This is a genomic window from Ekhidna sp. (genome assembly GCF_963691765.1).
GTDB lineage: Bacteria > Bacteroidota > Bacteroidia > Cytophagales > Cyclobacteriaceae > Ekhidna.
The window spans coordinates 1,909,624-1,930,784 of sequence record NZ_OY829375.1; the positions used below are offsets into that span (position 1 = coordinate 1,909,624).

At 37.1% G+C, this 21,161-nt stretch carries 21 protein-coding genes; 6 read left to right on the forward strand and 15 right to left on the reverse strand.

What is annotated here, in order from left to right; genetic code table 11:
* Positions 1-68: 68 nt before the first annotated feature.
* From ACY650_RS08925 to ACY650_RS08950, 6 genes are all read right to left on the reverse strand, one after another.
* A complete protein-coding gene (locus ACY650_RS08925) occupies positions 69-626 on the reverse strand; it encodes a hypothetical protein (RefSeq protein WP_462253878.1) in 558 nt (185 codons plus the stop codon).
* A 130-nt stretch (positions 627-756) separates the two neighbouring features.
* Positions 757-1,284, reverse strand: coding sequence for a hypothetical protein (locus tag ACY650_RS08930; protein WP_462253880.1), 528 nt, complete (start codon positions 1,282-1,284; stop codon positions 757-759).
* Positions 1,271-3,451: a ribonuclease R gene (gene rnr / locus ACY650_RS08935; protein ID WP_462253882.1), complete on the reverse strand. Its 2,181-nt coding sequence runs from the start codon at positions 3,449-3,451 to the stop codon at positions 1,271-1,273. The genes ACY650_RS08930 and rnr overlap by 14 nt, the downstream gene beginning before the upstream one ends.
* Positions 3,452-3,473: 22 nt before the next feature.
* Positions 3,474-4,196, reverse strand: a complete 723-nt coding sequence (locus tag ACY650_RS08940) for a 3'-5' exonuclease (protein ID WP_462253884.1) — start codon at positions 4,194-4,196, stop codon at positions 3,474-3,476.
* On the reverse strand, positions 4,196-4,549 hold the full coding sequence (locus tag ACY650_RS08945; protein ID WP_462253886.1) for a hypothetical protein: 354 nt from the start codon (positions 4,547-4,549) through the stop codon (positions 4,196-4,198). The genes ACY650_RS08940 and ACY650_RS08945 overlap by 1 nt, the downstream gene beginning before the upstream one ends.
* 15 nt (positions 4,550-4,564) lie before the next feature.
* Entirely contained in the window at positions 4,565-4,954 is a 390-nt protein-coding gene (locus ACY650_RS08950) for a hypothetical protein (RefSeq protein ID WP_462253888.1), read from the reverse strand.
* A 98-nt stretch (positions 4,955-5,052) separates the two neighbouring features.
* On the opposite strand from ACY650_RS08950, the gene ACY650_RS08955 reads away from it, so the two are divergent.
* Positions 5,053-5,754 carry a hypothetical protein gene (locus tag ACY650_RS08955; RefSeq protein ID WP_462253890.1) on the forward strand — a complete coding sequence of 234 codons (702 nt, stop codon included), beginning with the start codon at positions 5,053-5,055 and terminating at the stop codon, positions 5,752-5,754.
* Here the strand turns inward: ACY650_RS08955 and lipB are convergent, their stop codons facing one another.
* Together lipB and ACY650_RS08965 are read right to left on the reverse strand one after the other, a co-directional pair.
* Positions 5,755-6,462, reverse strand: coding sequence for a lipoyl(octanoyl) transferase LipB (lipB, locus tag ACY650_RS08960; protein ID WP_462253892.1), 708 nt, complete (start codon positions 6,460-6,462; stop codon positions 5,755-5,757).
* Positions 6,459-7,439, reverse strand: coding sequence for a type I phosphomannose isomerase catalytic subunit (locus tag ACY650_RS08965; protein ID WP_462253894.1), 981 nt, complete (start codon positions 7,437-7,439; stop codon positions 6,459-6,461). The genes lipB and ACY650_RS08965 overlap by 4 nt, the downstream gene beginning before the upstream one ends.
* A gap of 34 nt (positions 7,440-7,473) precedes the next feature.
* Here ACY650_RS08965 and ACY650_RS08970 point away from each other — a divergent pair, with 34 nt between their 5' ends.
* From ACY650_RS08970 to ACY650_RS08985, 4 genes are all read left to right on the forward strand, one after another.
* Positions 7,474-7,815, forward strand: coding sequence for a YraN family protein (locus ACY650_RS08970; protein ID WP_462253896.1), 342 nt, complete (start codon positions 7,474-7,476; stop codon positions 7,813-7,815).
* A 13-nt stretch (positions 7,816-7,828) separates the two neighbouring features.
* Positions 7,829-8,401 carry a phosphoribosylglycinamide formyltransferase gene (purN, locus tag ACY650_RS08975; RefSeq protein WP_462253898.1) on the forward strand — a complete coding sequence of 191 codons (573 nt, stop codon included), beginning with the start codon at positions 7,829-7,831 and terminating at the stop codon, positions 8,399-8,401.
* 54 nt (positions 8,402-8,455) lie between these two features.
* Positions 8,456-9,979 (forward strand): bifunctional phosphoribosylaminoimidazolecarboxamide formyltransferase/IMP cyclohydrolase, encoded by a 1,524-nt coding sequence (gene purH, locus ACY650_RS08980; protein ID WP_462253900.1) that lies wholly within the window; start codon positions 8,456-8,458, stop codon positions 9,977-9,979.
* Between the two features lie 185 nt (positions 9,980-10,164).
* Positions 10,165-11,076 (forward strand): hypothetical protein, encoded by a 912-nt coding sequence (locus tag ACY650_RS08985; protein WP_462253902.1) that lies wholly within the window; start codon positions 10,165-10,167, stop codon positions 11,074-11,076.
* Positions 11,077-11,101: 25 nt separating this feature from the next.
* Here ACY650_RS08985 and ACY650_RS08990 read toward each other — a convergent pair whose 3' ends face one another.
* The 4 genes from ACY650_RS08990 to ACY650_RS09005 are packed head-to-tail and all read right to left on the reverse strand — an operon-like array spanning position 11,102 to position 16,547.
* A complete protein-coding gene (locus ACY650_RS08990; RefSeq protein ID WP_462253903.1) occupies positions 11,102-12,217 on the reverse strand; it encodes a glycoside hydrolase family 53 protein in 1,116 nt (371 codons plus the stop codon).
* On the reverse strand, positions 12,210-12,863 hold the full coding sequence (locus ACY650_RS08995) for a hypothetical protein (protein ID WP_462253905.1): 654 nt from the start codon (positions 12,861-12,863) through the stop codon (positions 12,210-12,212). The genes ACY650_RS08990 and ACY650_RS08995 overlap by 8 nt, the downstream gene beginning before the upstream one ends.
* Complete coding sequence (locus tag ACY650_RS09000) at positions 12,860-13,279, reverse strand: hypothetical protein (RefSeq protein ID WP_462253907.1); 420 nt, start codon at positions 13,277-13,279, stop codon at positions 12,860-12,862. The genes ACY650_RS08995 and ACY650_RS09000 overlap by 4 nt, the downstream gene beginning before the upstream one ends.
* 13 nt (positions 13,280-13,292) lie before the next feature.
* Complete coding sequence (locus ACY650_RS09005; protein ID WP_462253909.1) at positions 13,293-16,547, reverse strand: carboxypeptidase-like regulatory domain-containing protein; 3,255 nt, start codon at positions 16,545-16,547, stop codon at positions 13,293-13,295.
* A gap of 148 nt (positions 16,548-16,695) precedes the next feature.
* Between ACY650_RS09005 and ACY650_RS09010 the strand changes: the two genes are divergently transcribed.
* Complete coding sequence (locus tag ACY650_RS09010) at positions 16,696-17,865, forward strand: hypothetical protein (RefSeq protein ID WP_462253911.1); 1,170 nt, start codon at positions 16,696-16,698, stop codon at positions 17,863-17,865.
* On the opposite strand, the gene ACY650_RS09015 is transcribed toward ACY650_RS09010, so the two are convergent.
* From ACY650_RS09015 to gldD, 3 genes are all read right to left on the reverse strand, one after another.
* On the reverse strand, positions 17,826-18,380 hold the full coding sequence (locus ACY650_RS09015; protein WP_462253913.1) for a hypothetical protein: 555 nt from the start codon (positions 18,378-18,380) through the stop codon (positions 17,826-17,828). The genes ACY650_RS09010 and ACY650_RS09015 overlap by 40 nt on opposite strands.
* A gap of 4 nt (positions 18,381-18,384) precedes the next feature.
* Positions 18,385-20,478, reverse strand: coding sequence for an ATP-dependent DNA helicase RecG (gene recG, locus ACY650_RS09020; RefSeq protein ID WP_462253915.1), 2,094 nt, complete (start codon positions 20,476-20,478; stop codon positions 18,385-18,387).
* A 102-nt stretch (positions 20,479-20,580) separates the two neighbouring features.
* Entirely contained in the window at positions 20,581-21,156 is a 576-nt protein-coding gene (gldD, locus tag ACY650_RS09025; protein ID WP_462253917.1) for a gliding motility lipoprotein GldD, read from the reverse strand.
* Between the last annotated feature and the right edge of the window lie 5 nt (positions 21,157-21,161).

The window sequence follows — 21,161 nt, forward strand, 5'->3', positions numbered from 1 at the left end:
AACAAATAGAACCATTGTTCATTTCTTAAATACTTGCTATTGGACAAAGGCGGTGATTTTTATGGTCTTTAATTCGATTGTTCTTGTTTGGCATTTTTGATTGCTCCCTCAAGCAACCCATATAGTTCGTTGACTTCAGGTGTTGGTTCTGATTGATCAGATTTTAGTTGAAAAAGTGTCAATATTTCTTTTGTGATGAGCTGCACTTTAATTGATATAAGATGCTCTTCAACAGAATTCCTTGCAGCGGTTGTATACTCATCCACAAATTTTGACTCCATTGTAATGGTAGAAATCATTTTTAAAGATTGATCTTCTTGATAGTATGTATCTATAATAGCTGTAAAAGTGTTCGACTCTAGATCGATAATCAACCTTGACTTTTTAGTGAAATATATTCTGCGAATGAGTATTGCACCTATTACCCCACCAACTAATACTGCACCATAGATTACCCCAGCAGAGAATACAGGGATGGATAGAAATACGGTGACAAAAAGGATCACTATAGACCCCATATAACCGATGCGTCTTTTAAATTGAATTTGATTGTCCTTAAATCGAAACGAATAACCGTTTTCTTCTAGAAAGCTCTTAGCTTCTTTACTTAGATTGGGTGATTTCATGATTAAGTTGCTTGATTAGGGTATTCAATCTTAATCTTTTAATAAATGAAAGTATAAGTTATCGATCCTTTTTCGATAAAAAAGAAGCTTGTTGTCGCTTACTTGGCAAGAATGAGATTTTGGGACAGTATCATCTTGCTCCAATAACCCTCTCCAAGAAATCATGTACCGCCGCTGCCTCTTTGGACGGTTTTTCATGGTCAGCAATGAGTTTGAATAAAGGGAATTTACGGTTATCGATCTCAAGCCCTATTGTTACGCGATATTCTTTGCTTGTACTTTTAAAAGCACTGGAATATTCATCAACAAATTTCGAGTGTGTGTAAACACTTGCTATTTCATTGAAGTTCTTCTCAATTTTCTGATCCACTTCATTTATTCTCAGCACTTCTTTATTTGCATCAATTTCTAATTTAGAACGTCCCTTATTTCTTTTTACAATAGGTCCGAAGATCAAAATCGCTAATAGTAATGCTCCGATGCCATAGAGTGGCAAAGTCATAATAAGCAATACGATTAATGCAACTGTTAATGCGATGATAATCCCAAGTCCAATTCCATCAAACCCTGAATGTCTAAATACAAATAGGTTGTTTTCAGATTTGAAGGAGTACCCATTGTACTCCAGCATATCAAGGGCTTTTTTATTGAGAGTCATCGTTTACTAATTCTAAATCAATTGTTCTACGGTCGATATCAGTTCTGGCAACTAAAACCTTCAACTTGTCTCCTAAAGTTATGATTCGTTTGTTGTTTCTCCCAATTACGCGCATTTGCTTCTCATCAAACTCATAGAAATCGTCATCAAGATCTGTCATTCGAATCATGCCTTCACATTTGGTTTCTATTATCTCAACGAATATGCCCCATTCTGTTACCCCAGAAACAATACCATCAAACTCTTGCCCAAGCATCGTTTCCATGAACTCTACCTGTTTGTATTTAATGGATGCGCGTTCAGCATCAGCCGCACGTTTTTCCCTTTCGGACGAGTGCATACAGAGAGGTTCTTGTTCCTCATTTCCTACATTCTTTCCTCCTTGCAAGTAATGTTCTAAAAGACGATGAACCATCACATCCGGGTATCTTCTGATTGGTGAGGTAAAGTGTGTGTAGTGGTCAAATGCCAATCCGAAATGCCTTCTTGGATCCGTTGTGTACTTAGCTTTAGCCATCGAACGTATCGCCAAAGATTCCAACACATTTTGTTCTGGTTTTCCTTCAATATTTTCCATCAACTTATTCAGTCCATGAGAAATGTTGCTGCCTGTATCGACCTTGTGACCAAACCGAGCTGCAAATGATGCGAAGGTGCTAAGCTTTTCCGGATCAGGGTCATCATGTACTCTGTAAACGAATGTTTTACTTCCTTCTTCCTTACCTTTTTCTTTCCACTTAAAGATGTGAGTAGCTACCTCCCTATTGGCCAATAACATGAACTCCTCAATCATCTTATGCGCATCTTTTCGCTCTTTTGGAATCACCTCGAGCGGCTTGCCATTTCCATCTAGCTTGAACTTTACTTCAACTGTTTCAAAATTTACTGCTCCATGCTGGAACCGCTTTTTTCTAAGTTGCTTGGCAATGTTGTTTAGCGTAACAACCTCCTTCGTAAAATCGCTATCCAAACCCTCAATACGTTCCTGAGCTTCCTCATATGTAAATCGTCGATCTGAATTAATTACTGTTCGTCCAAACCATTTTTTTGAAACAGACCCTGCGGTATCGATTTCGAATACAGCTGAGAATGTAAGTTTTTCCTCATTTGGCCGTAATGAACACAACCCATTCGAAAGCCTTTCAGGCAACATCGGTATCGTCCGATCCACCAGATAAACGGAAGTAGCACGTTCAATTGCCTCTTTATCTAATTCACTTCCTTCCTCGACATAATGTGATACGTCCGCGATATGAATTCCGATTTCGAACTTGTCTTTTTCTATTTCTTTGATTGATAAAGCATCATCAAAATCCTTTGCATCATGAGGGTCTACCGTGAAGGTGGTAATGTCCCTAAAATCTCTCCTTTTTTGAACTTCATCATCGGTGATTTCATTTGGAATTTGATCCGCTGCTTTTTCAATTTTCTTGGGAAATCGAAAAGGCAATCCGAATTCAGCCATTATTGAGTGAATCTCTGCTTCATTTTCACCTGCCTGACCAAGAACTTCTGTAACTGTTCCAAGCGGGCTTCTATTCTTGGCATCATGCCATTTGTCAATCTTGATCATGACCTTGTCATTTGGCTTGGCTTTGCCAATTTTCTCCGGGTAGACCATGATATCGAAGTGGATGTTTCTACTGTCTGGCACAACAAATGAGAATTTTTGTGAAATCTCAATACGTCCAACAAACTCTTCTCTATTTCTCTTAAGTATGCTGATCACTTTACCTTCGGCTCTATAGCCTCGGCCGGCAGCCCTCGTGATTATCACATTTACTAAATCTCCATGAATAGCAAAATTTAGATCTGTTGTTTTTACCCAAATATCTTCCTCCTGGTCAGGAGTAACTATGTATGCAAAATTCGGATTGACATGGTCTACAGTCCCTTGTAGATATTCACTTTCAGCATTGGTAACGAAGCGACCGTCACTTAGCCTTCTAATTTTTTCTTTACTCTCTAGACTGAAAAGTTGTGTCTTTAGATAGTCTTTAGACTTTTTATCTCTTAGTTGTAGTTTTCTAATTAACTCTCGGTACCCATATGACTTTCCGTCATTTACTGAGAATACCTCGTGAAGTTTACTTTTTATTTGTTTTACGTGATTAGGCTCTTGTTTTGATCTAGATCCTAATTTCTTTTTTCGTTTCTTTTTACTCATTTTAATTTGTGTGACCGTGCGGTCATTTAATGATGTTTATCTGATCTGGATCGATCAGAGGTAGGTTGTTGAGGCGGAGGTAGAGCTGTGCCGTTGCAATTACATCTTTTTGGCAATATTCCTCAACTTTCTTTAACCCATCTTTTTCTTTATAATATGTTTTTGTCACCATTGAGCCATCCAATTCTGTTTTACTAGATGGTATCCCAAAGATGTTGGTTAGTAAATCAAGAGAAGTGAAGCTCTTCCAATCTCCGAACTTCCACAGCTCCATAGTGTCTATGTGATTTACTTCCCATGGTTTTTTACCGGTCATATTTAATGACCATGGAATTTTGATGTCATTGATCAGCATGCGTCGACATAGGTAAGGATAATCAAACTCCTTTCCATTATGTGCGCAAAGTCTTAAGTTGTCCTGATCAAATTTTGATTCTATAAAATTTTTAAATTCGGTTAATAATTCTTTTTCATTATTTGAAGAAATGGATTTGACCCTCATCGCTGGTTTACCTTTATCTTCATGAAAAATGGCCATTCCTATTACGATGATCTTTCCAAATTCTGCGTAAATAGCAGCCCGATCACTGTATAGCTCTTCTGGCGTTCTGTGTTCATCATTTCGCATAAACCCAGCCTTTCTTTCCCAATGTTTATAAAGAGCCGGGGCCAATTCTTCTACATTCTCATTACCTGAGACGGTTTCAATATCTATGATTAGGAAATCTTGAAAATGGTTTTTCATTATTTTTTTGACTCAAGCCAACCACCAATCATCAAAGAGATTCCAACAACGATTGGCCCGTACATAAGCATAAAAGAATTACCCATCGCAATAGCTCCGGTATAGGTACCTATGGTAATACTTAATCCTGTAAAAGTCAGAACAGCACCAATTCTGATGTATTCTTTTGATTTATTCCTTGAAGATTTGTTCAATTCTCTTTTCTGCATGTCGTTATCAACCAAGCGAACAATTGCTCGAATGTCTTCTTCAGGAACACCTTTTGGCTCTAATTCCTTTCGGATCTGATCAATTTCAAATTCTGGTTTGGCGGATTCTTTAATGTAGTGATCAACAAGGCCTGCACGACTCATAATTTGGCTTTCTCATTAGTCATGTAAGATACCCTTCATTTGTAACTCTTCAATGAATGTGAGGTTATCTTCAACAATTGAATCTGGCACAAAAATAAATTTTTTATCGAAGACTTTACCTTCGATAAAATAGCTAACCCAATATTCATTATTTAGATGGAATACAGATTCGTCTATTGGTTCTACGAGTGCATACTCTCCCGGATCGATGTATGGAATCATATGCCTAAGTACTGAAGTTTTTTGAGTCTCGGTTTTTGTTTCACCGTATCCACGAGAGGTTATCATTACATTGTCCAGCTTATTGGAGTTTCGATTTATAAGAAAGACTTTCCAAACATCTTCTTCCTTTGCGATTACTACGTGAACGTCTTTTACAGGTGAAAAATCAATATCCTTCTTCACAAACTTCTTGTCTATTTACTTAATCGAATAGTTTTGCGATCAAATGGGTCAGCCATTGGAACAGAAAGCAATTTGATCACAAACACTATTTTAGGCAAATGAATACTAAGAACCCTCAAAAGGAAAGAATTTTTCCATTCGTATTCCCTTGGAGAGGGGCTTACAACGAACGTAAGCCGGCCTTAGAATTATTAAAGAGTAAAGGTTTTACGCTTATTTATCTAGCAATCATTTGGACGATTGTAGGGGTTCTAGGTTTTGCATCGACTAGAAACTGTGAAGAATCTTGGCAGGTAGCACTCCAATGTGAATATGCATTTTGGGTTAAGAATTTTACTGAGTCTCCACTCATATTTTTCAGAAACCTATTTACAACACCAATTCTTCACAATGGCCTTGACCATATCTTATTTGTCTCTGTACTTGGGTTTTTGTTGATTGTTCAGTCTCACGAAGCTGTTTTTGGAAGCAAGAAAACCGCACTGATTTTCATGTCGGCATATTTTACCGTGGCTCCTTTTTTCGGTCTCTTTTACACTGTTGGTTTAGATCTGTTTCCGAATAGTGAATTCATGCAGTTTGCTTTTGTAAGAAACTGGCTGGGAGGATCCCTGGGGATGTTTCAGGTTTATGGTGCTCTTGCCACTAAAAGCAGAAAACCTTGGATCATGCTAAGTGGACCGGTAGTTTTTGAAATATTTAATCTTACTGTTTTAGGAATAGATCTTCACATATCACTGATGCATCTGATGGCCACGTTCTTGGGATATTGGATTTCGCTAAAGTTTGTGAAAGGCTAACTATTCAATTAGTTCCATTTCAAATATGTTGGCCAGGTGATTTTTGAGTTTGGTTTCGACTTCCTCAATTTCAACCTTATGACCTAACTCCTTCTCAAGCGAGGTAACAGCTTTGTCTTGAATACCGCAAGGAATGATGTAATTGAAGTAGTCTAAGTTGGTGTTTACGTTGAAGGCAAAACCATGCATTGTTACCCAGCGGCTACTCTTTACTCCAAGCGCACAGACTTTTCTTGCTTTTTCAGCATTCTCCCAATCTATCCAAACTCCAGTTAACCCATCAATTCTACCAGATGCTATGCCATAATCTTTTAATGTCATAATTACACCTTCTTCTAAGTACCTGAGGTATTTGTGAATATCCGTGAAAAAATGGTCCAAGTCTAAAATTGGATAACCAACAATCTGACCAGGCCCATGGTAAGTGATGTCACCACCGCGGTTGATTTTATAGAAGACGGCTTCTTTTTGTTTGAGCAGTTCTTCATTTGCTAATAGGTGATTTTCATTGCCACTTTTTCCCAATGTGTAAACATGTGGGTGTTGACAGAAAATGAGGTAATTATCGGTAACAACATTTTCGCTTTCTGGAAGCTTGCGATTAGCGATTTTCTGGTCTACCGTTCTTTTAAAGATTTCTTCCTGGTAGTCCCAAGCTTCTTTATAGTCCTTAAGGCCTAAGTGAATAAAATGCGTTTTTTTCGTCATGCAATTGAAGCATCAATATAAGTCTCTAACAATGTAAGCTCGCCTTCTGGTTCTATTTGATAGGTTTTTATTGATGCAGGAACTAGCAGGACCTCTCCCAATTGAATTGATTCGTTCGCAATTTTACCCTTACCGCCTATGCCAATATAGATTTTGAAGCAGTCCAAGCGCTCCCTATTGATTCTTGTAAGCTGATTTAAGTTTAACTTATTTGTTGTAAAAGATGGTGAGGATACGATGCTATTTGTTTCATTCGTTTTCTCAACATACTGACATTTAATTTTATCTGGCTTTGAATAATCAAGTGCATCTACTGCCAGGTCAATGTGGAGTTCTCTTTTATTGCCGTCTTTATCAAATCGCTCAAAATCAAAAATGCGATAAGTAATGTCAGATGTTTGCTGTATTTCTGCAAGAAGTAGTCCTTTACCAATCGTATGTACGCGACCTGCAGGTAAATAGAATACATCGCCTTTTTCCACCAATTCCTTGTGCAGTAATTCTAAGGTTTTCCCGGCTCTCGTATGATCAAGAAATTCGACTTTGTTTGTATCTCTTTCGAAACCATTAATCAATGAAGACCCTTGATCGGCTTGGATGATATACCACATTTCATCTTTGCCGGAAGAATTATGCCTTTTTTTAGCAAGTTCATTGTTTGGGTGGACCTGTACAGATAAATCTTGTGTAGCATCAATAAATTTGATGAGCAGTGGAAAATTGTTTCCAAAACGAGCATATATGGACTTTCCCACCAGTTCATTTTGGAATTCTTTCACAAGTTCAGACAATGACTTCCCTTTCAAGGGTCCTTGCGAGATAATTGAAACATTTCCTGCAACACCCGACAACTCCCATGTTTCTCCACAATTTTCCAGTGGACTAAAATCTTTACCAAGAATGGTTTTAATTTTCTGTCCACCCCAAAGCTTCTCTTTGAAGATTGTCTTGAATTTAAGTGGATAAAGCTCTGACATCAAATTTTTAAAATTGGCTTCTGGCCGTCATTTTATGGATCGCAAAACTAAAGGTATTGAAGGCGAAGCTATAGCAAAACGACACTATGAAAAACTCGGTTGCGAAATTTTGGAGATCAATTATCGGCATAAGCGATCTGAAATTGATCTAGTGGCCCTCCAAAATGAAGAATTACTGATTTTCGTGGAAGTGAAGTTTAGAAGTAATAATGAATTTGGAGAACCAGAATCTTTTGTTTCAGAAGGTCAGATGGAGCGGATAAAAACTGCAGCTGAGGATTACATTTTTGCTATCAATTGGAATGGAGATATACGATTTGATATTGTTAGCATAGACGCCAAAAAAAATCTTGAGGTTTTTGAAGATGCGTTCTAGTTAATTTTGCGATGTGAACGAACAAATAAACCTAACCATACTTGCCTCTGGAAGCGGAAGTAATGCAGAAAATATTGCCAAGTACTTTGAAAATCATAAAAGCATTCGAGTCAAGGATATTATATCAAATAAGTCTGATGCTTTTGTTCATGAAAGAGCCAAATTGTTAAAAATACCTTCATCGACTTTTGCACGAGATGAATTTAAATCAGCTTCCTTTTTGTCATCGCTCAAGGATACCGACTACATCATTTTGGCAGGTTTTCTCTGGTTAATTCCAGAATATATGGTGAAGGCATTTCCTGGTCGAATAATCAATATACACCCAGCCTTGCTTCCAAAATTTGGTGGAAGGGGCATGTATGGAGATAATGTTCATAAAGCGGTAATTGCTGCTAACGAGAAAGAATCAGGAATTACAATCCATTTGGTCAACGAAGAATATGATAAAGGCAAGATATTGTTTCAGGCTAAATGTACAGTTGAGACCGAGGATACACCAGAGAGCGTAGCAGAAAAGGTCCATTCTTTAGAGTATTTACATTTTCCAAAAGTCATTGAAGACTATATTCAATCTCATAATTGATAAAACCATCTACGATGGTAACTTTGCCGACCTTGAAATAAACCTCCTCAAAACATGTCTACAAAAAAGATTCAGTCTGCTCTTATATCTGTGTTTCACAAAGAAGGGCTTAGTCCAATAATTCATAGCTTGGACAAATTGGGTGTTACTATTTATTCTACAGGAGGAACTGAGAAGTTTATTCGTGAAGAAGGTGTAGATGTAGTACCAGTAGAAAACTTAACTGATTATCCATCCATCTTTGGTGGTCGCGTAAAAACACTTCACCCAAAAATTTTTGGAGGCATCCTTCATAGAAGAGAAAATGAGTCTGATTTAGCAGAGGCTAAAAAATTTGAGATCCCGCCAATAGATCTAGTGATTGTGGATTTATATCCATTTGAAGCTACAGTGGCTAGTGGAGCTTCTGAGGAGGATATAATTGAAAAAATAGATATTGGTGGAATTGCATTGATTCGTGCAGGAGCGAAAAATTACAAAGATGTTGTAATGATTAGCTCGATGGAATATTATTCTGATTTGCAAAACATTCTGGATAACCAAGGAGGCGAAACGACTGAGGAGGAACGCAAGTTGTTTGCAGCAAAAGCATTTGCTACTTCAAGTCACTATGATTCAGCAATATTTAATTGGATGAATGTTGGTGAAAAAGTGCCAGCATTCAGGCTGAGTGCATCACCTGCAAGAACACTTAGATATGGGGAGAATCCACACCAAAAAGGAACATTTTATGGGGATTTGTCAGAATACTTCGATCAGCTTCATGGCAAAGAAATTTCTTACAATAACCTGGTAGATATTGAAGCTGCGGTTCAACTCATTGCTGAATTTGACGAGACTGCTTTTGGGATCTTGAAACACAATAATGCTTGTGGTATCGCAACCGCATCAACCGCTAAGGAGGCGTATCAGAGAGCTTTTGCTGCAGATACAGTTTCCGCTTTCGGAGGTGTGTTGGTTTCGAATAAAGAGATTGATAAGGATACTGCTGATGAAATGAATAGCCTTTTCTTCGAAATTCTAATAGCTCCATCTTTTACAGAGGAGGCGCTGGAGGTCTTAAAGCAGAAGAAAAATAGAATACTTCTTGTTCAAAAGAAACCATGGCATCAGAAGACTCAATTTAAGAGTCTTTTAAACGGAGCCATTGTTCAGGACTATGATTTAAAATCAGAAAGCAAAACTGATTTAGAAGTAAAAACTAAGAAGGCACCAACAGGAGAGGAAGTGGACGATTTAATCTTTGCTTCGAAAGTTTGTAAGCAATCTAAGTCGAATACAATTGTTTTGGCTAAAAATGGTCAGCTGCTTGCAAGTGGTGTAGGTCAGACTTCAAGAGTTGACGCATTAAATCAGGCCATTGAAAAGGCAGGTCAATTTGGTTTTGACTTAAATGGAGCGGTAATGGCATCTGATGCATTTTTCCCGTTTCCAGATTGTGTTGAAATTGCGCATAAAGCAGGAATAACCGCTGTAATTCAACCAGGAGGTTCTATCAAAGATCAACTATCGATTGACTATTGTGATGAAAATGGTCTGGCTATGGTGATGACTGGAACAAGGCACTTCAAGCACTAAACAATTAGATACTATTATGTCTAGATAGAACTGTGTGTTTGACTAATTAACACCTGAAAGGCCAAAAATTTAGATGTTAAGGCAGATAGTCTCTCACTTAGAAATTCGACAGTTAGGGGACATTTTACTCGATTAATGTATGCTCTTTTCAATTATGATGTTTATCTTAAAATTTCGTAATCGGCATGAAGACACATTATTTCTTAATAATTATCCTTTTTTCAGTCTTTGGATGTGGCAAAGATTCTGACCCTTCTATTGAGGATAAGCTTAAGCTTAGTCAAATCTCAATTGCAAGGACAGATCTGCTACCCAATGGCACTTACGTTACTGATAGCACATTTGCTGAGGTAACTTACGATGCAAGCGGCATGGTTTCAAGAATTGATCGAACTGAATATGATTTTCCGTGCAGCATTTATTCATGTGATTCCGAAGCTGAGCTTGATTCTAAGGCTGAAATTCTTTTTCATAGAAATGAAAAAGGTAAGCTTACTACTTATGAATCTGTAGAGGTTTTTGGTGGAAACTCGATAGCAGAATCTTGTATCATAGAATACGATGGCGATCAGATAAAATCTATCCAGTGCCGTTCTACAAACACCGCGTTTAGTTTGATAACTATTCTGAGGAAAGAGTTTAATTACGATTCCCAAGGTAGACCAATTTCGATGACAGCGTTTTTAGGAAGTGAAGGTGAGGATTTAAATTTTTACTATCGAGAAGATTTCGAATATGATAATAGTACACCCAATATTATTGAAGTTCGAAATTATAGTGATCAAGATATCCTTGAAGCCACTTGGAACTACAGTCCAAACTCCACAAGTAATTTTGCATTTAATGAAATAGAATTGGCGGTTTTATTTGGAAGAACATTTTTATACAATAGGAATTTCCCCTTTGTTTTCAGTTCTAATGCGCTTACGTCTACAAAGTATGAAAATTTTGAATTTGAATCTTTGTCGTTTGAGGAGCACTATACTTACAGTTTAGGAAATAATGATCTGCCTGAAGAGATTGTTGTCAATAGAGTTTCGCATGCAAAACATTCTGAAACGTTGATTATAAACTTAGAGTATATAAAAGTCGACTAACTTGATTTGTAATTTTATTACAAAGTCATTCAAAAAAACTAAAAGCATCTAAAGCTTCATTATTATTTGAAGCATCAAAAAATGTAGCATTATCCCAATGAGATCCTTGTGACCATTGTGTGAAGCAATCTGTGCTAACCCAAGTTGGTTCCCAATATATGATTCCTTCTGCTTCGCCTGCTAACACTTCTGACTTTAATGCATTTAGATAATTAAGCTGACCTGAAGGAGAAACACCAAACTCTTCAATGCTAGCATCCTTGCCAAGGATGTTATTTGCCTTGTCCGTATTTGTTAATGTGTATGGGTAGGCTGTTTCAACGATTAAAACGCGCTTTTCGAAACGGTTTCTAATTGATTTTAACTCGTCAGATAATCGTTCCAATGGGATGGTTGACCATTGAGGATAATAGGATATGCCAATCCAATCAAAATTCGAAACATCATTAGCCTCTGCTTCTTCAAACCACCAAGACACATTTTCGGGTTGTGCAATATGTATAAGCGTTTGAACTTGATGATCTTTTGCTCGATTGAATTCGTCTACAGCCTCTAATCCACGATTAATTAGAAATGCATTTCTGCTCCAGTTTATTTGCTGACCTGGAGTTACCTCTGCCGTCATCAAGATTTCACTGTTGATTTCGTTTCCAATTTGAACTATTTCTGGAACAACACCTTCATTGTTCAATGAATTAAGAACCATGAGCGTATAGTTATATACTGAGTCGCCCAAAACATTTAACTCCGAGATATTTTGCCACGCTTTAGGAATGATTTGTTTACTAGGGTCTGCCCATGTATCCGAATAATGTAAATCAAGAAGAATTTGCATTCCTCTTTTCGTAGCCTCCTTTGATGCGAGTGTTACGTCCAAAAGGCCAGAATACTTGTTAAAAGATGGCGAGTGCCACTTTCTAATTCGTACCATTTGACAGCCTTCATTTGCAAAGAGGTCATACGGGTTTACTTCAATGCCTTGATTGTTGTAGGTCGCATTACAATCTAACATCTCGTTTAGATAAGAAAGATCTGCACCAAGTATCAGTTGATTATTTAAGATTAGATCGTCATCTAAGGAACTACAGCCAGTAGCTGTAATTATTGCGATTGCGAATAAAAAATGTTTCAAACTAGTCATCAACTCTTCTCAACCTATAGGTAATGTTCATTTCATTATTGTCTAGTCTAAGTTCACTCCAAACAAACCGCACGTTCCAGGTCGTTTCTTCGTATTCAAAGCTAATTTTTTCATGTCTAGAGTCAATAAGCACTGCTCCTTTCTCAATAGTGCTGTCGTTCGAAACGATACTGTATGTATCTTCATCAATAATAAAATGAGTGTTTTTAATACTTTCTATATTGTTCTTATTGTCAATTTTATAAAGTTCCCATTTCCCATTTACTTCTTCAATAAATTCATCGAACGTGGGAAACTTTTCAGCTTTAGAGAACCTAAGTTCTGTTGTCCTAAATCCGTATTCAAGACCTTTTAATACAAGATTTTCTCGATATATATTGGCTGACCATTTAGTACTAAACCATTTTTGATCAACACTTTCAAAAGATAAGTTATTGCCATTTAGTTGAAAAAGTCCTACTAAATCACCTTCAGCTCTGGAAACCGAAAAATTACCATCTGGAGTAAAATGAACATAAAGGGGCTTCGAATCTCTTGGGATCATATCGACACTCACTTCTTTCAAAACCCATAAACCATTGAGCTCTGGACTTTCAGAACATGATATTAATGTTAGAATGACTATTGTAAGACAGACTCTCTTCATTCTAAGAGTCGAATAAGTAAATCAACAAGCTCACCTTTTTTCATTTCGGTGAAGTGCTTTTTGCGTTCTTGCGAATTCATGTTTTGTAATTTTTTTGCAAAATCTTTTCCAAGCACATCCATTGTTTGGTTTTCCGGTGCACCAAATAATTCGATTTCATCAATAGCTGTAGTTAAAATTTCTTTTCCCTTGAGCTTTGCTATTTCTACAGGCTTGTAATTAGAATTTGAGTCACGAAGTGCCCAACTGCTGTAATCAATTTTGAGCTCTTCAATCTTCTTTGCGCGAATATCCTCCTTACCAAATATTCGCTCTATAACTGTAATTGAGCTGGTTTTCCATGCTTCTAATTCGAAGCTATCTTCTTCAAGTTTACCGACCTGTTTCTTAAGAAGTTTGATGTACTGAGTTTTCATATTTCATAAGATACTAATTGCTGGTGTAAGTTTTGATTAGTCGAAATGGCTTATTGTCGAAGGTAAATCCTTCAACTATAACTTTTAGCGGCTTCATTTCAGTTGGCGCAGAAAAAGAAATAGATCTTTTTTGATTTGTTATATGTGGATCCCAATGAATAGTTGCAGTATGACTTGATGGCGGTTGAAGCAGCTTTTCTTCAAAAAATTCTTTTTTTGCTTGATAGCCTTTCAATTTTTTCTCGAATACTTGTTTACGAGGAGGTTTTATCGGAATATCTCTAGTATAAATGAAGAGAGAGCCATTCTTACTATATGTTCTTACAAACTCAATTCTCTCAAAATTTGCTGGATCTAAGTAGAGTAACATGAGAGGATCTGTAAATGAGTTATCAACATATAAGTCGATCTCATTTCTCTGACTGTCAGGCACCTCGGTATTTATAAGCTTTACGTCTCGAATAACAGCTCCTCCTACTTCATAGAAGTAGATAGTTTTTACAGATTTGATTTGATCTAATGTGGTGTAAGTATTTCTACCGTATCCGGTAATGGGTTTTTCTTTGAATGATAAAATTTCGGCACTAGTGACAGCATATCTCCTCTTTTTTAATGAGCTTCCTTCCTTACCAAATACGACCACTTCTTCAAGTTCAGTAGCCTCTGAAGTATCAAATGATTCTTGAGAGCTTAACCTATTTTCGAAATCAATCCTTCTTCTTTCATTTGCCAATTCTTCATGAAACACGAAATCAAATAAAATTCCTTCTTTGTATCTCCAGTTATGATTAGCTGAGAGTTCAATACCATTTACGTTTTTGGCAAACTTTTTATCAAAAGCAAAGTATAGGCTTGATGAGTCTGTATAATTAATGTCTTTGAAAAAGAAATTGCCATTTTCATCTACAGAGTTGAATTTCATAGCACTCTCTGAATTTTGATTTATCAAGAAAATATCACCAGTGGTTGCTTTATTGGGATTTTTGAAAATCACAGAACCAATTAGCGAAAATCCAGACTGGGAAATAGATGCAGCAGAGTCTACAGATGCAACTATATCTGTTGGATATTTTCTCCAACCATTTGTTAACATTACTAGGTCAAAATGCCTCGATTCGGGTTGGTTGAATAGTGCATCGCTATTTTCCACCCAACCTCTAATTTCTGGACGCAGATATTTATTTACCAATATACTTTCACTACCCTGATCATTTGCCCTGCTAAGATCAATTGCTGAGATGGATGCGTCTTTTATCGAATCTTCTCCGATTATCATTACTTTAGATAAGAAGTCTTTCGATTTTATTTCTAATTCTAGATCCACCGGTTGAGGTTGAACATAGACCACCCTTTCAGAAACAGGGTTAATTTTTTCGTCAAATATTGTAATTGTATTTGCCCCACTCTCTAGCTGTTTTTTAGGTATTAATAGCTGATGCGTTTTATACAAATACACTGGATAGATTGAAATCAGGTTGTTCTTCTTGGAAGTGGTCACATAGACGGTGTCTTTGACCACTAGGTTTGATTGAATATTTACTCTGAAAATAGAGTCCAGATCTTGTACAATCATGCCTATCTCCTGATCACTACAAGTAAAATTTAATGGAACAATATTTTTATCACTGCTTCTTAGACTATACTTCGTTTTTTGCTTTGGAATAATCTTAAAAGCCCCTCTGCCATTCCATTCAGATTTTACAGACATCAACTTCTTTGATCCTTCATATAGATCAACCTCTTCATTATATGGAACTCCTTTTTCGTCCTTTATGACAAAGGCGACATTGTTTATAATTTCGGATATAAGATGACCTCCTTCTGGATAGATTTCTATTTCTTTTTTCGAAGATCTGGGATTGGCTTTATTCCAATAACCTATTTGTATTGGCTTTTTAAAATGCCTTTGATTGTTATTGATATTTCTATCCGTATATCCTAAAATCATAAAAGTGCCAGGAGAAATATTCTCAGGGACTTTAAGATAACCTGATGCACCATTTCCTTTAATAGGAAGTATTGTTTTTACGATTGAGCTATCAATCCCAGCCAGTTCAAGAAATATCTTTTTTGCGAAGGTTGAATCCTCTGAACTGAGATAGCCTTTGAGCCAGATATCTTCTCCAGGAAAGTATACTTCTCTGTCAGTGTGTATGTAAAGTTCTTCAGGTTTACCAATGTTGGGGAAGTGTGATTTTATGTGGCCAGCTAAGGAATTACTCTTTACTTGCTTTTTATAGTAAGACTTTATTTGTTCGAATGTGAGGTAATTAGCTAAACGATCATTTGCGAATGAGCCAAATAATTTTAGACTGTCTAAATTTTCTACTAGCCCATTTTCTGAGATATAAACATGTCCTTCTTTTTTGATCCATGATAATTCAGAGTTGTTTGTAATCGGACTTGTATAAACCACTTGCAGATATTCATCAAAATCAAATTCTGAATATTCGCTTTTCTTGTTGACGATGCGATCTATTGAGTTGACTTTCCATTTAGTAGAACTTTTTCTATCGACAGCTACTTGAACAAGTTCTTCGCCTGCAATAAAAACTTCATATCCATTTTCTTCGAGCGAATTGTTTGCAACACTTTGTGCAAAATGATAAATAGACCCTTCGAATGCGACTCTCCTGTTTCTATCGAATTCCAGCAATTGCTCTTTGCTTGCAGAGTTGTCACGCACATTTATCGGGACACCTTTTATCGTTACTATTCTATTTCTGATTGTAAAGAAGTCCAGTTTAAAGCTTATTCTATAACCCAGTGCATCATTAGCGATCTCGATAGGTTCGGTAGCGGTTGCGAGGAAACTGCCTTGCTTCTTGCCAAAGTCAATCACCCACGGATTTAGGATTTTGCATTGTTCTGCAAAAGGGGTGGTACCGAAAAGTTCTTCCTTAAATTGGTCATACTTTTTTTGCCATTTGCTATCTACCTCACCACTAACTTGAACATCTTTTAGTCGATCATTTTTTGGGGTAACTAAAATTTCACCTAGTTCATTGTCACTAAGGGCAACACTTGTAAGCTCGTAGCTTACATGAGTAATAATTATTTCGCTAGCTCTATTTTGTTCATCTTTTTGGAAAAAGAAACTCCCATCGAGATCTGAAAAGGTTCCTGCACTGCTATCATTTAGAAAAATATGAGCGTATGCAATAGGTTCTTTGGTTTCCTTGTCTAATACCGTCCCGTAAATGGATTGCTGTGAATACGTAGATAACGGGATTAACAATAAAAGAGTAAGCTGGTAAATTCTTCTCATAATTAAGGTTTAGGTTGTTAGTGAACTCGCAGCGAAAAGCTTGCCAAATCGTTTTGAAGGTTAGTTAGCAATAAGAACAACATTCAGAGAAGGAACAATTAGCTTTCATGAGATTAATTTGCAATCTCATTTAAAGCAAAAGAAAGCGATGATCAATAGGTTAAATGGCAGACTTTATGCGATAGCAACCATATTGTATTTTGTAGTAAGCCTATATCTATATATCAAATATGATGTCAAGATCATGAATGACTCTCCTCGTTTTTTAGGATACGCGGATAATCTTTCAAGTGGCTTTTATTTCGATCCGTTAAATTTTTGGTACATAAGCTATGTGTTTTTTGTGGCTTTTATCAAGTTAATCTCACAAGACTACGGGGCTATTATTTTGGCTCAATATATTCTTGGATATTTCGCAATGCTTTCAATTTTCTGGACTACTAAAAGGTTGACAGAAAATGATATGACAGCCTTTGTGGCTTCTTTAATATTTATCTTTTTTCCTGATAATCTTAATTGGCATTCATATGTGCTAACAGAGTCTTTTTACTGTAGCATTCTAAGTATTACGTTTTACTGGATCGTCAGATCTGCGCAAGAAAAGAAGAATTGGATCTATGGGACAACATTGATTTTTATACTAATAAGCTTTTTTTCAAAGCCGACATCTCCGGCTCTTTCGATCGCACTATGTTTTCCTTTTGTGTGGAAATGGCTTTGGACACCTCCGCGAGTAATTTTGAAGTTTGCATCTTTAGCTATTGCTATGTTCGGGTTGGTTGTACTGGCGAATACAATGATTAGTTCGCATAGAGTTATGCTGATCTACGAGAATGGAGATATCATATTCGCAATGCATGAGTTTCCAACGCACCCTCACCATGATTGGATGACTGTAGATATACCAGATGATCTTTATAAACCTTCTGAGGAATTACCACTTATTCAACAGATGGGATCGTTTGTAATTGGAAACCCTATTTATTTCTCTAAGTTGTTTTTTGGGAAGATGATCATGTTCGTAACTCACATACGAACTTATTGGTCTTGGTCTCACAATATTGCAATGGCTGTGATCCTTTGGCCGCTTTATATTTTCAGCATAAAGGCAATCCGAAAGAAGCTTATTTCGGACTACTTTTCTCTAGCTTCAGTGGTTTACTTTGTTACGCATACATTCGTGATTAGCAGCACATGGGCGGACTGGGATGGGAGGTTCTTTGTGCCTATAATACCGCTCATAGTTGTATTAGGAGCTATTGGGCTAACCAACTATGCTTACTCGCTAAAAAGCTCATTGAATATCTTTGGCTCATAATCCGATTGAATATTTGGTAGATCTCCAGTTCCATTTAACTTCCAGACTTTGCCATAAATTGAAGAATAATAGATAATCACCTTAGTATCATAATTGTAGAAAAGATCTCTTAACATCTGATCATCCAATTCATTAGTCGATTCTACAAGTTTGATTTTGCTTCCTAGTGTAATAATTATTCCCTCAAACAAATTAGTCCCAGTAATTTGTCTTATTTCGTTATTCGCGGAATCAGCATAATTAATAGCAAAAAACATGGGGTCTAAATAAAATATTTTATCTCCATACTTTACTGCAACTTCTTCTATCAAAGCCGGTCCTAACCCCTTGTTTTCTAATCTGAGTGCGTAACGGCTTTCACTTAAATCATTCCAAAGTTCAAGTTTTGGAATTGCACTTTTTTCTTCATGCTCACGCATCAATTTCGATTGGTAAATCAGGACGATTAGCGTACCAAGGCTTATTAACATGGCAGAGATTCCCAGGAATGTGTTGGTATTGATCTTTATCTTCATTTGATTAACTAATTCTCCCCCAGTTTACAGCATTCTTACTGAATGATTCAATATGAGTTTTGATCACTTGATGTTCTACTTTTTCAAGTTGTGGATCAGAACTTAGTGTCTCTTGTGCAGCAATTCTGGCAACCTTTAAAATCTCCCCGTCTCTAACTAAGTCCGATACCAGCAAATCCAGTGCACCACTTTGCCTTGTTCCCATCAGATCCCCGGGACCTCGCAATTCAAGGTCTACTTCTGCTATTTTAAATCCATCGGTTGTATCAACCATGGTTTTGAGCCTTTTTCTACCTTCAGTGCTAAGCTTAACACCAGACATTAGTACGCAATACGATTGGTCTGCCCCTCTACCAACCCGACCCCTTAGTTGATGCAACTGAGAGAGTCCGAATCGTTCCGCATTTTCGATAACCATAATTGTAGCATTGGGAACGTTAACGCCCACTTCTATAACGGTTGTGGCAACCATTATTTTAGTCTCACCCTTCACGAATCGCTGCATTTCCCATTCTTTGTCTTCTGCTTTCATACGACCATGGACAATTGAAATCTGATAATTTGGAAATCTCCTGGTTATACCTTCATACCCATCCATAAGATCTTTGTAGTCAAGGGTAGCAGATTCTTCAATCAGTGGATATACAATATATGCTTGTCTCCCTTTGTCGATTTCTTTTTCAACAAAACCGAACATTTCGAGACGTTTTTTCTCAAAGAAATGTCTAGTCTGAATCGGTTTTCTTCCGGCTGGCAACTCATCAATAACGGATATATCTAGATCCCCATAAAGTGTCATTGCCAAAGTTCGGGGAATTGGTGTTGCCGTCATTACCAATACATGAGGATAAACATCTTTAGTTTTTGTCCAGAGCTTTGCTCGCTGCGCCACTCCAAATCGGTGTTGTTCATCAATAACAGCTAACCCTAGATTTTTGAACTTAACCTTATCCTCAAGTAATGCATGTGTGCCGACTAGAATCGAAATTACCCCCGACATTAGCCCTTCATGAATAAGTTTTCGTTCAGACTTGGGAGTTGAGCCAGTAAGTCTAGCGATGTGTAAGCCCATTGCTTTAGCTTGCTCTTGTAGACCCTTGAAATGTTGCTCTGCTAGTATTTCTGTCGGGGCCACGAAAGCGCATTGATACCCAGAGCTTATTGCAATAAGCATGGATAAAAAGGCTACCATTGTTTTGCCACTACCTACATCACCTTGTACAAGGCGATTCATTTGCTGACCAGACCTAAAGTCAGCATAAATTTCTTTTACAACTCTTTTCTGAGCGTTTGTTAGTTCGAAGGGCATGTGGTCTTTATAAAAATCATTTAGCAATTCACTTTTATTGATCACTGCTCCACGATACTTTTCTGTCCTTGCGATTTTTAACTTTATTAAGCGAAGTTGTACAAAGAATAATTCTTCAAACTTCATCCGATTCTGTGCCTGTACTAGTAATTGTGACGTACGAGGAAAATGCATTGAAACGACAGCTGTCTTTTTATCTATCAGCTTAAACTGGCCGAGGAGGTTATTGGGAAGGGTCTCTCTGATTTGATTGACTGCCTCTACTAACAAAACCTTCATGATTTTTGAAATGAACTTACTATCAAGTCCTTTTTTCTTCATTTTCTCTGAAGTGTGATAGACAGGTTGAAGGTATCCGCCTTGAGTATTTTTAGCGGTTTGTACTTCTATTTCGGGGTGAGCAATATTGAACTTTCCATTAAAAAGAGTAGCCTTCCCAAATGCGACATATTTAACACCAATGCTTAGACTTTTCTGGATCCATTGAACGCCCTTAAACCAGACCATTTCTATACTTCCTGTACCATCAGAAAAAACGCCTACAAGTCTAGATTTTCTTCCGACTCCAATCGTTTTGAATGATTTAAACTCGCCTATCAGCTGTACATAAGGAAGGTCTGGTTGAAGTTCATCGACTTTATAAAATTTACTCCGATCTTCATGTCGAAAAGGATAGTGTTGGAGGAGGTCTCCAAATGTAAAAATTTGCAATTCTTTGTTGAGGGTCTCTCCACGCTGAGGACCTACTCCTTTCAAATACTCAATGGATCGATCAAAGAATTGATGCATGAGGCTAATATAGTCTGAAGCACAAAAAAAGGGAGTTAAATGAATAGCTTCTGAACAGTACCAATAAACGAAAAGATTATAATACTAAGCAGCTTAACTATTTTATTGCCCTCTCTTTCCGTTCCACTCTAACGTCGTGAGTAGGTGAATAATGTCAGTTTTTAAGTAATCAATGACCGGAGCTAGGGAATCGTTTTTTGTAGCTGTGCGAAAATATAGTGCACCTCTTAAGAAATGATCAACACTATCTGAAACATGAAATTGGGCCTGTGTTGGTACTTCACCCTCTAGTTCAGTAAATGAAGCAAAAAGTCCATTTGGTAGTTCTATAATGGTTTCTTCTATAGCGTAAGCTTTTACATTATGTTGAGAAGTAAGCTTATACGAATCGCTGAGATACTCTCGAATGATTGAATCAGTGACAGGTTTGTACGTGATTTGAATAGTTGCCCCCATATCAGCATAGTGGAGGTTTATCCAAAATGGTTCTGTAATCCAGCTTGAGTCAGGTAGTAGATCCGCATGTTTGGAATACTCAAAAGCGTAAGGAAAGGAATCAGGTAAACTTAGATAGGCTGCCTCTGGCAGTTCTATTCGATTATACCCTTTCGGTTTCGGTAGGTAGTCAACACCACATGCGACAAAAAGAAAAGTGAGGAGAATCAGAAAGTATTTCATAGGGG